11 protein-coding genes are annotated in these 12761 nt (G+C 61.2%); 5 read left to right on the top strand and 6 right to left on the bottom strand.

The window, feature by feature from the left end:
• Nucleotides 1–25: 25 nt before the first annotated feature.
• From ACYU03_RS12530 to ACYU03_RS12520, 3 genes are all read right to left on the bottom strand, one after another.
• Nucleotides 26–1585 (bottom strand): AMP-binding protein, encoded by a 1560-nt coding sequence (locus ACYU03_RS12530; protein ID WP_461891166.1) that lies wholly within the window; start codon nt 1583–1585, stop codon nt 26–28.
• A 64-nt stretch (nt 1586–1649) separates the two neighbouring features.
• Nucleotides 1650–2786 carry an acyl-CoA dehydrogenase family protein gene (locus ACYU03_RS12525; RefSeq protein WP_461891164.1) on the bottom strand — a complete coding sequence of 379 codons (1137 nt, stop codon included), beginning with the start codon at nt 2784–2786 and terminating at the stop codon, nt 1650–1652.
• Between the two features lie 146 nt (nt 2787–2932).
• On the bottom strand, nt 2933–3985 hold the full coding sequence (locus tag ACYU03_RS12520; protein WP_461891162.1) for a LacI family DNA-binding transcriptional regulator: 1053 nt from the start codon (nt 3983–3985) through the stop codon (nt 2933–2935).
• Nucleotides 3986–4699: 714 nt separating this feature from the next.
• Here ACYU03_RS12520 and ACYU03_RS12515 point away from each other — a divergent pair.
• The 3 genes from ACYU03_RS12515 to ACYU03_RS12505 all read left to right on the top strand — a co-directional run bounded on the left by ACYU03_RS12515 (nt 4700) and on the right by ACYU03_RS12505 (nt 6481).
• Complete coding sequence (locus ACYU03_RS12515) at nt 4700–5299, top strand: TetR/AcrR family transcriptional regulator (RefSeq protein ID WP_461891160.1); 600 nt, start codon at nt 4700–4702, stop codon at nt 5297–5299.
• A 185-nt stretch (nt 5300–5484) separates the two neighbouring features.
• Complete coding sequence (locus tag ACYU03_RS12510; RefSeq protein ID WP_461891158.1) at nt 5485–5991, top strand: GNAT family N-acetyltransferase; 507 nt, start codon at nt 5485–5487, stop codon at nt 5989–5991.
• Nucleotides 5992–6229: 238 nt separating this feature from the next.
• Nucleotides 6230–6481 carry a hypothetical protein gene (locus ACYU03_RS12505; RefSeq protein WP_461891156.1) on the top strand — a complete coding sequence of 84 codons (252 nt, stop codon included), beginning with the start codon at nt 6230–6232 and terminating at the stop codon, nt 6479–6481.
• A gap of 97 nt (nt 6482–6578) precedes the next feature.
• Here the strand turns inward: ACYU03_RS12505 and ACYU03_RS12500 are convergent, their stop codons facing one another.
• Nucleotides 6579–7583 (bottom strand): DNA-binding protein, encoded by a 1005-nt coding sequence (locus ACYU03_RS12500; protein ID WP_461891154.1) that lies wholly within the window; start codon nt 7581–7583, stop codon nt 6579–6581.
• 177 nt (nt 7584–7760) lie between these two features.
• On the opposite strand from ACYU03_RS12500, the gene ACYU03_RS12495 reads away from it, so the two are divergent.
• A complete protein-coding gene (locus ACYU03_RS12495; RefSeq protein ID WP_461891152.1) occupies nt 7761–8726 on the top strand; it encodes a site-specific integrase in 966 nt (321 codons plus the stop codon).
• Here ACYU03_RS12495 and ACYU03_RS12490 read toward each other — a convergent pair.
• Both ACYU03_RS12490 and ACYU03_RS12485 read right to left on the bottom strand, forming a co-directional pair.
• Nucleotides 8723–9865 (bottom strand): glycerate kinase, encoded by a 1143-nt coding sequence (locus ACYU03_RS12490; RefSeq protein ID WP_461891150.1) that lies wholly within the window; start codon nt 9863–9865, stop codon nt 8723–8725. The genes ACYU03_RS12495 and ACYU03_RS12490 overlap by 4 nt on opposite strands.
• Before the next feature lie 137 nt (nt 9866–10002).
• Nucleotides 10003–11100, bottom strand: coding sequence for a sugar diacid recognition domain-containing protein (locus ACYU03_RS12485; RefSeq protein ID WP_461891148.1), 1098 nt, complete (start codon nt 11098–11100; stop codon nt 10003–10005).
• A 158-nt stretch (nt 11101–11258) separates the two neighbouring features.
• Between ACYU03_RS12485 and ACYU03_RS12480 the strand changes: the two genes are divergently transcribed.
• Nucleotides 11259–12587 (top strand): MFS transporter, encoded by a 1329-nt coding sequence (locus ACYU03_RS12480; RefSeq protein WP_461891146.1) that lies wholly within the window; start codon nt 11259–11261, stop codon nt 12585–12587.
• Nucleotides 12588–12761 lie beyond the last annotated feature (174 nt).

Below are 12761 nucleotides of genomic sequence, written 5' to 3'. Positions count from 1 at the left end.
GCTCCTTATTGTTGTCTTGCGGCAATTACACAGACAGCTCAGCCGCTGCCATTTCGCGCAATGCGGTTTTGAGGATCTTCACACCGTTGGGCCCCGGTTTTTCGGGAAACCTATCGACGAAGACAACGCGCTTCGGCACTTTGTAGTTGGCAATCCCGGCTTTGCAGTAAGCGAGCAATTCTGTTTCTGAAAGATCGCTGTCTTTTGCCATGACAAAAGCAACCGCGACGTCGCCTGTACCTGGTTTTTTCACGGCCACCACCTGGGCGCCGAGCACGCCCTCGTGCTGCGTCAGAAACCGCTCGATTTCCGAAGGGTCGACAAGGTAACCGCCAAGGCGCATGCCATCGTTAAGGCGTGCCAGGTAAATAAACCCATCGGCTGTACGTCGCACCAAATCACCGGTCTTGAACCAACCATCGGCGGTGAACGCGGCAGCGCTGGCGGCCTCATTGTTCAAGTAACCCGTCATGAGGTTGTAACCGATCATCTGCAACTCACCTTGCTCACCCTCGGCAACTTCGAGGCCACTGTCGCAGTCCACGACACGTATGCGAATCTGCGCAGAGACCGGCGAGCCACCTCCGAGCGCTCGCACCCCTGGGTCGTCATGTGGGTAGCGTGTCGCCGCGATGGCAAGACATTCCGACATGCCATACAAGCCGGTGAGCAATAGATTCAGATCCTGCTCGGCTTTATCACAGATGGCGCGCCCTAGCCCCGCGAACTCGGTGAACCCCGCGCGGCGCCAGGACGCAAGCGAGTATTGGGTGGTGGCAAAGATCCGCTCGAAAAGCCCGTCGGAGCCAAAACTGTGCGTGACGCCGTGGCGTTCGATCGCGCGCGCGGCATCCTCGCCCTTGAAGACAGGCATCAGGACGCAAGCTGCGCCAGCGGCAAGCGCAGCGACGGCCTGCCCGAACCCCAGAACGCCGTACAACGGCAGCGCGCACAACATCACATCGCCCGCGCCCACCTCCAGCGCCCGTGCGACATTCAGCGCATGCTTGGCAATTCCCAGCTGTGTGTGCAGTGCAAGTTTCGGATGCCCAGTGGTTCCCGAGGTGCTGAAGGTGATCAGCGGGAGCTGAGCAGGCACCGTTGCAACGTTCGCACGAGCGTTCGCATCATGGCGGATGAGGCCCGCCTGTATATCGACGTCGATGACATATTCAAGGGTTGAATGGCTCGACCTTAGAGAGGCAGCGGCGCCTTGATAGTCGTAATCGAGAAACGCCGTCGCGATCACCAGCCCTTTTGCGCAACTCTGGCCAATCACGTGATCCGCTTCCGCCACCTTGTAACGGGTGCTAATCGGTACGATGATCACACCAATCGATGCCGCCGCGAACAGCAACTGCAACCAGGCGGGGCTGTCTGGAAGCCACACAGCCAGTACGTCACCAGGTTTGAACCCCAACGACAACAAATAACGTGCCGAAGCACAGGCACCAGCGCTGAGTTCAGCTCGGCTTACTGACAACTCTCCAAAGTGGCAAGCGGGCAGTTCAGGATTGTGCGCGAGCAGATCAGCAAATGCCTGAACAGGGCTATCTGTATGGGAGGCAGCGTCGTATTGAGCCAAGACACTCGTCCTGGACTCGTTCAATGCAGAAGTCGTTTTCAAGATGATGGCCTTCCATGCAGTCTTAAACGGAAAGCGCATATCGCGCGATTTGCAGGCGTTGCATTTCCGAGGTGCCCTCCCCGATACGGAAGGCACGAGCGTCACGGTAAAAACGCTCGATCGGAAGTTCGCACATGTAGCCCATGCCCCCGAAGATCTGTAACACCCGGTCCGCTACACGGCACCCCATTTCGCTGGCATACAACTTGGCTCGTGCGGTCGCAATCCTGGCCTCGGGCACGCCAGCCTCGACAAGCTCGGCAGCTCGCTGAATGAGCAGTCGCGCAGCTTCGACCTCGACATCGTTGTCCGCGATCATCAACTGGATCGCTTGATGATTGGCGATCGCTGTACCGGAAGCCATGCGTTCATTCGCGTATTCACAAGACATCGCGTGGGCGCGGCTTGCGAGGCTGGTCGAACGACACGCAGAAAGAATCCGGTCATGGTTGATCGACTCCATCATGACCAGGAAGCCATCCCCTGGCTCGCCGAGCACGTCCGCATCCGGGACGAAGCAGTCTTCCAGGGAGAAACCGTTGAGGTGGTAACCGCGCCACCCCATCTTTTTGTAGCGCGTCATCCCGACGATACCCGGGTTGCTTCTCTCAACAATAAACGTTGTCAGCTTACGCTTGAGAGGCGCGTCGGCATCGGTGACGGCCAGTACGATGATGTAGTCCGACGTTTCGGCATGCGAAATGAAGTGTTTGCTACCGGTGAGCAACCAGCCACCTTCCGTCTTGGTGGCCCGCGTACGCAGATTGCTTAGGTCCGAGCCGGCATTCGGTTCGGTCAGTGCGTAGGTCAGGATTTTTTTGCCCGTCAGCAGGTCCGGGAGTACCCGGGCTTGCTGCTCCGCATTGCAACGCCCCAGCGAGAGCGGAAGATGGCCGAACACTTCGCTCAGAGGCACAGAGGTGTACGTCATTTCCTCCAGAATGGCCAGCTTGGCCGCGGCGTTGAGGCCAGGGCCACCAATCGACTCGGGCAGGTTGAAGCCATACAGGCCCAGCGCCGCGACTTCAGCGCGCAGTTGAGCAAGCAGCGTTTCACTGACATCGTCTGCCGCCTCGATTTCTTCTTCCAGAGGAACCAGGCGCGACCGTACAAAACGACGCGTGGTTGTACGGAGCATTTCGATATCTTCACTGTCCATTATTATTCTCCAATCGGTTTTTTCGAAAACGATTTCGAATCAATATAGACAGCCATAATTTGAATTGCAAGAGAGCGTTGAGGGTTTTTCGAAAACGATTTCGACAAGCGGTCAACGTCACGCCTCTTGCCAGCGCGTGACGGAAATCAGTCGTGGGGGTTGATCAATGGCATACCGTGGGAGGAGCGAAGGATCAGCTCAGGGGTCCAGACTTCTTGCAACTGCTCGGGTGCTTGGCCACCCATCAGCGCCAATAGCAAGTCGACCATGCGCTGCCCTGCGGCAACAGTCGGGGCGGAAAACGTGGTCAGCGGAGGGGTCAGGTATGGGCCCAACGGGTGATCGTCACAGCCGATGATTCCGATGTCCCGACCTGGGCGCCGACCCGTTTCAAGAATGGCCTGGATCGCTCCAGCAGCCATCAGGTCATGCCCGCACATGATGGCCGTGGGAGGGTTCTTCAGTGCCAGCAATTGGCGAGCGCCAGTCAGTCCGCCCTCCTCGCTCATCGGCGCTTCGATCACCAGCGCCGGATCGAATGGCAGCCGGGCGGCATCGAGCGCCGCGCGGCTGCCGTCCTGCAAGTGCTTGCTCATCATCAGTTCATGTGGCGGGCTCAGTAGGCCAATGCGCTGATGCCCCATTGCGATAAAGCGCGCCGTCCCATTGCGCCCAGCTACCGTACGGTCGATGTCCACGTACGGAAAAGGCTCGCCTACTTCACTCCTTCCCAAGGTAGCGAAGGGCATTTTTCGCTCCTGGAGGTAGCGGATTCGCGGATCGTCACGGCGGGTGCGCCCGAACATCACCGCATCGACCCGATGGCGCTCGACAAGGCGCCGGAAGGCTTCAAGTTCGCCCTCAGGGGTTCGCCCTGAGACAATGACCAATTGAAACGGCGTTTTCTCCAGGGCTTGGTCGATACCCATGAGCAGATCGAGAAAGAACGGGTGAGCGAAGTGAGTCTGCGGAGGCGACAGTACAAAGCCGATGGCCTCGGAGCTCTGAGTACGCAATCGTCGGCCGGCAGGGTCGACCACAAAACCAAACTCCTGCGCAGCTTCAAGCACCCGTTTCCGGGTAGCGGCGCCCACGTCCGGACGGTTGTTGAGCGCTTTTGAAACAGTGGAGACCGATAAGCCCAAACGACGAGCGAGCCCTGCGATGTTGATTCGTTGTTCCAATGGAAACTCCGCCATAGTCCCTCTGACATAAGGGACTACTCTACCATTGCTATAGCATGCAACGAATTCGTTTTAGGCCTGAGCGGCGCTTGAGGGCACGAAGCAGGCCAGACTTTTCATCACTTATCGAAAAAGCTGTGATCACCATTGACAGTAGAGTAAGAAGCCACTGCCTACCGGGCGTCAACATCACCCTGAACGCCACCTCCCCCATCATCCGCTCGTAAGCTTCTACCGTGCAGGACAAAGGGAACTCCTCAATGGGGTGCAATGACACAGCACCGTAGCTTGCGGCGCTCCCTTGATCATGTACCGAACCGCGCCGCACAATCGCTGCACGCCGCGAAAAACGGCACGCTCTTGCGCTCGCTCTGACAGGCTGCATTCTCAAAATGTGAGCCTGGCGACACCCCGAGTGCACATGAGGCCGCTGCCGCTGTGCCCCCTTGCCTCGAACCCTGTTCGGCGTGATAGTATGCATGGACCGATCGAAAACGATTTCGATAACGAAATTTTGTCAACGGAAACGCAAATCGTCGTGCGTGATTGGAGGCTGGGGATGGTATTGACAGAACCCTCAACTGTGGCCTGAGGTTTTCGCGTCAACTTGAGAAGAGCAGCGTGCTCTCATAGCAATCCGATCGCGATGCCAGAAGGCGTCATGCTCGTTGACAACCGCAAACGGCGCAGATCAATACAAACCATCACGCTTTCTTTGGTGGAGCCATCATGCTTACAGTCGACGCACCATCCGTTTCGTCACTCAGCGCTCGCGACCGGCTCATCCGCGCCGCAGTTGAGCTGTTCGCAACACGCGGGTTCCAGGCCATCGGCTTACGTGATTTGGCTGGTTGCGCAGGACTGCAAGCCGGCTCGCTGTATTATCATATTGAGAACAAACAATCTTTGTTGTTCGAACTCATCGAGTCCGCGCTGTCGGACCTCTTAGTCATTACAAGACGTCGCCTGAATGGCGCTCGGACACATTCGGAAAAGATACATCGATTCGTTCAGGCCTTTGTCAGTTTTGCACTGAATGAAAAATACCGATTAGCATTGATAACCCGCGAGTTCATTAGCCTCACCGAAGAGCATAAACAGCACGCAGACCAACTAAAAAACAACCACAGCAAATTACTGTACAACATCATTGCGGACAAGCATGGCGTAAAAAACAGCTCTGATGAAAAGACCTGTCTGATCACTAATGCCATAATCGGAATGCTCTATGGACAATCACAATGGGACATGGGAAACATTTCGGAGCAGCACCTAGCAGATCTACTATCCGAGTGTGTATTGCGCATGATCGCAAGCGATAAGGAATGAAGCGTCAGATCGTCTCCAAAGTCACATGCAGGCTCAGTTCGTCTGAGTGATACAGCCACGTTACTGCAAGACGACCAGAAACCTTTTGAAGCGCAGCCGAGAGCTGCGCTTTCTTCCCTCCAACCTCTTGCGCCCCTCGCCTTCCCTGCCACAGACTGCCGACTCATCCATTGCACAGTCCTGCCATGCATATCCGCCTCACCCTGCCCGCCGACATCCCTCTCTTGCCTGCCATCGAACGTTCCGCTGCCCGGGCGTTTGAGCGTATCCCTGGCCTGGCCTGGCTCAGCGATGATTCAGTCATGAACGAAGCTCAGCACTTAGCCTTTCTCCAAACGGGCTGCAGTTGGGTCGTGGCCGACGGGCAGGATCGTCCAGTGGGTTTTCTCTGCGCCCGGCGCGTGGGCCGCGAGCTGCACATCCATGAACTGTCGGTCCGCCAGGAGGCCCAGGGCCAGGGGCTCGGACGGCGTTTGCTCGCAGAGGCCGTGACCTGGGCGCGGCAACAGGGCTTGACGGCACTGACCCTCACCACCTTCGCAGATGTGCCTTGGAACGCGCCCTTCTATGCCCGCTTTGGCTTCCAGAGCTTGGATGCCCGGCAACTGGATGAACGCTTATACGCGATCCTGGATGAAGAACGGCGTCACGGCCTGGACGGCCGCTGTGCAATGCGTCTGACCCTGGGTTGAGCGGGGCCAGGCCGCTCCCCCTTCAACCGCAATCGCCGACTGTCCGTCCGGCGTGGCGCATGCGTAAAAAATCAAACCTTTGCCACGCTCATGGCTCAACCGTAACGCGGCACTGATGTCGCCAACGCAACCCTTCCCAAACTCGAACAGTACCTGGGCATGGGCGAGCGGTTGCAGGCCCAGCGCGGCAAGTGACCGGCCTGCCTCTACTTCCCGGCGCCACCCAAGAGGCCAGACAATGAGCAATCAAGCACTGCAATCAGAAATCCTCACCCGCCTGCTGCATGCCCACCCCGAAGGGCTGGGCAAGGAGGTCTTGGACAACTACCGTGGCGAGAAGGCCGTAGCCGGCATTCTCAAGACCCTGCAGGACCAAGGCCTGATCCAGGACGGCAGCGTCAGCATCGCCGCCGACCACGAAATCAGCATCACCTACCCGATCAAACTGTCGGCATCAGGTGTGGAGCAAGCGAAGAAAGTGGACAGTTGAGCGACGGCAAAGTCCCGCTGTAGAGGTAAGGCTGTTCGCTTAAGTGGGCTGCTGAGCAGTCCATCGCGGCACAAGGCCGCGCCTACACGGTCTGCGATTATGGCGTTGCAGGCTTGGGGTCATCGTCGTTGGGCGGCTCGCCCTGCCGCTCACGCAATGCTGCCGTGCTCGCTTGCAGCTCAGCCTGCGCCTGGTGCAGTTGGCGGGCCAGGCCTTCGTTGACCCCACGCTGTTGCTCCAGTTGCTCGCGCCACTCGGCAAGCTGACGCAACAGCTCCTCGCGCGCGCCCTGGGCCTGGGCCAGCGTGCCGCTGAGGGCCTGTACTTCGCCCGTGCGCTGTTCGAGCTGACCCTGCAACTGGCGCTGGTCGCGCCCATGCTGGCGTGCTTCCACCACTAGCCGCTCGTTGTCCCGGTGCAGGCGGGTCAATTCGTCCTGTTTGACGATCAGCCCCTGCTGCAACTGGCGCAATTCGACCTGCAACTGCTGCATTTGGGCTTCATGACGGCGTTGCTCCTGTTCGCGTTGCTCACGGCTGGCCGCGCGGTAGTGCTCCAGAGCGTCGCGGGCATGCTGGTGCTTGTCTTCCAGCGAGCGGACCTGTTCGTCCTTGTCGGCCAGACGTAATTGCAGTTCGCCCAACGACTGGTTGAGGCTGGCATTGCGCAACTGCTCGCTCTGCAAGGCGCTGCGGGCAGTGGCCAGTTCGGCGGATTCGGACGCCAGGGCGCTGGCCTGGATCTGCTGTTGCTGATGCGCCGCCGCCAGTGCCTGCTGGGCGAGGTGTAATTGCGCCTGCAACTGCTCTCGCTCTTCTGCGAAAGCCGCCTCGACTGCATCGATACGGGCTTGGCCCTCTTCTTCAAGCTGTCCGGCCAACTGCTCAACCAGGCTGCTCAACTGCGCGCTGAGGGTCGGTGCGTTGAGCGGTGCTGCCGATTGCTGGCCTTCCAGCTCCTTCAGATAGCGGTGGATGGTGGTTTTCGAGCCAGTATTGCCCAGCTCGATCCGTACCGCATCGATGCTAGGGTGTTCGCCACGGGCCAGCAGCGCCTGACGGGCCTGCTGCACCACCACCTTGTTGATTCCGCCACGGGCCATGTTTGCTCCTACGATTTTGTACCGTATTACGTACTATGTATTTACGTACTAGTATCGCTTGTAGATGTTCACATTAACAGAGTCTTCTAAGATTAAATAATCACGGCTTATCGCATCTGATAGGTTAAAATCGCGGTGAAGCCGTCACCAGGTAGTACGCCAAGCCGGATATCCGCCATGAGCAGCATCGAACGCTACGTAAAGGCCGCCACACGCGAAAACACCCGTCGCAGCTATCAGGCAGCGGTGGAGCACTTCGAGGTCCATTGGGGCGGCTTTCTCCCGGCTACGGCCGACAGCATCTCCCGCTATCTGGCCGAGCACGCCGAACGTCATGCAATCAGCACCCTCAAGCAGCGGTTGGCCGCACTGAGCCAATGGCATGTCAGCCAGGGCTTCCCCGACCCGACCAAGGCACCAGTGGTGCGCCAGGTGTTGCGTGGCATCCGCACCCTGCACCCGGCGCAACCGAAACAGGCGGCGCCGTTGTTGCTGCAACACCTGCGGGCAGCAGCGACGGCGTTCGAGTACGAAGCACAGCTTGCCCGCGAGCAACAGGACCTCCCCGCCCTGCTCCGCGCCCGCCGCGATGCAGCCTTGTTGTTGCTGGGGTTCTGGCGTGGCTTTCGAGGCGATGAACTGGCGCGGCTGCGCGTCGAACATATCCAGGCCCAAGCGGGCGTGGGCTTGTCGATCTTCCTGCCACTGAGCAAGGGTGACCGCCAGGCGCAAGGTGTGCAGCACCGCGCGCCGGCGCTCAAGGCGCTGTGCCCGGTCAATGCTTACCTGCAATGGATAGAGGTGGCGGGTATCGCCCGTGGTCCGGTGTTCCGCAAGATCGACCGCTGGGGCAACCTGGGTGAGGCGGCGCTCAACAGCAACAGCCTGATCGGCCTGCTGCGGCGTATGCTGGAGCGCGCTGGCGTGCCGGCGGCGCTGTACACCGGGCACTCGCTGCGCCGTGGCTTCGCGACTTGGGCGACCGCCAACGGCTGGGAACTGAAAGCATTGATGAGCTATGTGGGCTGGAAGGATGCCAAGTCAGCCCTGCGCTACATCGATGCGGCGCAGAGCTTCGGCGATCTGGCGGTGTTGCCCTCCGGCCCAGTGGCCAGTCTTGAAGAAGATCGCGGCTTGCCTTAACGAGCGTTGCGCGCACAGCACCACAGCCGCACGATATCGCCCGCCCGCGCTTGCAGCAGGTCAGCGGCGTTCGTGCAGGCCTGTTCCAGGCTCATGGGACCGCTTGCCAGGGCGAAGGCAGCGTCGATGCCGTGGCGATATAGCTGCTCGTATCCAGCACCCAAGGTGCCGGCGATCACGACCACTGGCACGCCATGGCGCTTGGCGACACGGGCCACGCCCAGTGGCGTCTTGCCGCGCAAGGTCTGGGCGTCGAAACGCCCCTCACCGGTGATCACCAGGTCGGCACCTTGTACCAAGGCATCCAGCCCGGCCAGCTCGGCCACCACTTCTACGCCGGGGCGAAAGCGCGCCCCCATGAAGGCCTTGGCGGCGAAACCCATGCCACCGGCTGCGCCGCAGCCAGGAAAATCCCGCACATCCTCACCCAACAGTTGCGCACAGTGGTCGGCGAAGTGCCCGAGGGCCTGGTCCAGCGCCACGACCTGCTCCGGGCTCGCGCCCTTCTGCGGGCCGAAGATCGCCGAAGCGCCGTTGGGGCCGCACAACGGGTTGTCGACATCGGCAGCCACTTCCACTTGCACGTCAGCCAAACGCGGGTCGAGGCCACTGGCGTCCAGGGTCGCCAAGCGCGACAAGGCCAGGCCGCCCTCTTCCAGGGCTTGCCCCTCGGCGTCCAGCAGACGCAGGCCGAGGGCGCGCAACATGCCACTGCCGCCGTCGTTGGTGGCGCTGCCACCGATGGCCAGGACAATGCGCTGCGCACCGGCGTCCAGCGCCGCGCTTATCAGTTGGCCGGTGCCCCAAGTGCTGCTGCGGCAAGCATCGCGCTGCGCCGTCGCGACCAGTTGCAGGCCGCTGGCCTGGGCCATCTCGATGATCGCCGTGCGGCTCTCGGGCAGCCACCCCCAACCGGCCTCGACGGCCTCGCCCAGCGGGCCGCGTACGACCTGGCGGCGCAGTTCACCCTGGCTGGCAGCGAGGATGGCGTCCATGGTGCCTTCGCCGCCATCGGCCATGGGGCATTCGATACGCTCGGCGTCTGGCAGCACCCCGGCCAGGCCAAGGGCAATGGCGTGGGCGACACCGGCAGCATCGAGGCTGTCCTTGAACGAGTCGGGGGCGATGACGATTTTCATGGGGATTCTCCTGATCCAGATACCCGCATGCTGACAGTTGTCACGCTAGCGGACCTCGGTCGGATGCACAAAGCAGCCCCCGCGTTGTTTGGGCAAATGCTTCGCCGCTGCTGGCAAGCACCGTAATGATCAGGGCATTACTGAGCCGGCAGCAGTTGCAGCCCCAAGTAGAGGCTGAGCATTCCCTCCAGCCGCAGCGGGTCCACCTCGCCCAGTTCGGCGATCCGCTCCAGGCGATAGCGCAGGCTGTTGCGGTGGATACCCAAAGCATCGGCACAGGCCTGGCTCTGGCCGTCATAGGCACACCAGGCGCGCAGGGTGGCCAGCAACTGGCCGCTGCTGTCCTTGGCCTGGATGCGTTGCAGGGGTTCGAGCAGTTCATCCAGCGCATCGTCGCTGCGGTGACGCCAGAGCATGGCTGGAAGCCGGTAGCGCGACAGGCTCAGCACCTGCTCGCCCGGCAATACATCACGCCCATAGGCCAGCAGATCACGCACTCGCCGATAGCCTCGGCGCAATTGCTCCAAGCTCTGCGCCGCGCTGCCCATGGCTAGGCGCTGGACCTGCCAGCCGTGACGTTGCAGGCGTTCGAGCAGACGCGCCTCGTCCAGCGCTACGCTGGCCGGGCGGCACCACAGCAGCGACTGCCGGGCCGGGCTGACGCACCAGCTGTCCGGGTAACGGCTCATCAGCCAACCGGCCAGGGCTGGCGCCTCGGGCCCCGCGTCGAGCTCGAACAGACAGGGTATGCGTGGCAACTGTGGTTTGAGGCCGAGCTGTTGCGCTTCGTCCACCAGGCGGGGGGAATCGCCGCTGCCACCCAGAAGCAAGGCCAGCAGGTCGTCGCAGCGTTGGCGGCGCCATTGCTGTTCCACTTGCAGGTGACGCTGGGCCAGGAGCATCTCGGCGGTCATGCGCACCAGTTCGGCATAGGTGCGCAGTTGCTGCGGGTCACCGGTCAGGCCAAGCACGCCGATCAAACGGCCATCGAGCATCAGCGGCAGGTTGACGCCCGGTTGTACGCCCTTCAGGCACTTGGCTGCCTCGGCATCCAGCTCGACGATGCGGCCATTGGCCAAGACCAGTTGCGCACCCTCATGGCGTGTGTTGATGCGCTCTGGCTCGCCGCTGCCGAGGATCAGGCCCTGGCTGTCCATGACATTGACGTTACAGGGCAGGATGGCCATCGCCCGGTCGACGATGTCCTGTGCCAAGTCATGGTCCAGTTCGAACATGAGAGGGTCCTTGGAGTCCTAGGCTTCGTTCCGAGGCACAGCGAGCCACGCCAATGGCTGTGCAAAAGCACAAAGACAGCCGCGACCGGCTCGTCGAGACTCGTCATGGCGGCCGCCAACAGGCGTTGCTGCACACATATAACAACAGAGAGTTCATCATGGCACACAGCCCTGCCCCTGACCAAGGCCGAGACCTCACCCGCGATGCGCTGTACCGGCGCATCACCCTGCGGTTGATTCCATTCATTTTCATCTGCTACCTGTTCAACTACCTGGACCGGGTCAACGTTGGCTTCGCCAAACTGCAGATGCTCGATGCCCTGCAATTCAGCGAAACCGTCTACGGCCTCGGCGCCGGCATCTTCTTCATTGGCTACGTACTCTGTGGCCTGCCCAGCAACCTGGCCCTGAACCGTTTCGGTCCGCGCCGCTGGATCGCGGTGATGATGATCGCCTGGGGCAGTCTCTCGACTTGCCTGCTGTTCGTCACCACGCCGATGGAGTTCTATGCCCTGCGCCTGCTCACCGGCGCCGCCGAAGCAGGCTTCTTCCCGGGCGTGGTGCTTTACCTTTCGCGCTGGTTCCCAGCAGACCGCCGTGGCCGCATCATGGCCCTGTTCATGTCGGCGATCCCGGTTTCCGGCCTACTCGGCGGCCCGTTCTCCGGCTGGATCCTCGAGCACTTCGCCGCTGGCCAGCACGGTCTGGCCGGCTGGCAGTGGATGTTCCTGATCCAGGGCCTGCCCACCGTGTTGCTGGGTTTCCTGGCGGTCGCGCTGCTCAGCGACGGTTATCAGAAGGCCGCCTGGCTGAGCCCAGCCGAGCGCCAGATGGTCGAGTTCGACCTGAAGGCCGACGCCGCCAGCAAGCCGACCCAGGCCGGTGACGGCCTGCTCGCGGTACTGACCAACTCGCTGATCTGGACCTTCGGCTTCATCTACTTCTGCATCCAGAGTGGCGTCTACGCCATCAACTTCTGGCTGCCGTCGATCATCAAGACCCTAGGCTTCGATAGCGCCTTGCTGATCGGCTGGCTGAGCGCCATTCCCTACCTGCTGGCCGGCGTCTTCATGCTGCTGGTCGGACGCTCCGCGGACTTGCGCAACGAGCGCCGCTGGCACCTCGTGGTGCCGATGCTGATGGGTGCCCTTGGCCTGCTGATCGCGGTGAACTTCGCCTACAGCCCAGTGATCGCCATCCTCGGCCTGAGCATCGCCACCATGGGCGCGCTGACTGGCCTGCCGATGTTCTGGCCGATGCCGACAGCCCTGCTTAGCGCCAGCGCCGCCGTTGCGGGCCTGGCGATCATCAACTCAGTCGGGCAGATGGCTGGCTTCCTCAGCCCCTACCTGGTCGGCTTCATCAAGGACCAGACCGGCTCCACCGACGCCGCGCTGTACTCGCTGGCTGCGCTGATCGTGCTGGGCAGCCTGGTGGCGTTGCGAGTCTCGCGCCCGCGGGCGCTCGGCGCGGCCCAGGCGCTGTAGAGGCCAGCGTAAGCTGGCGCTGCAAGGCGAAGCGCGGACTTCATCGTCAGCCAACACTAGCGCCTACCTCAAGACTGCATGCCCTGGCTGGGCTTGCAGTCTTGGCCCACGATGCTTTCAAACCACGCCGGACCTGTGTAAAACGAACCCTCCCCCATCATTGCAAAGGGATGT

The organism is Pseudomonas sp. X10, assembly GCF_054889225.1.
Note: the sequence above shows the minus strand (reverse complement) of the source record. Positions and strands in the feature narration are given on the sequence as shown.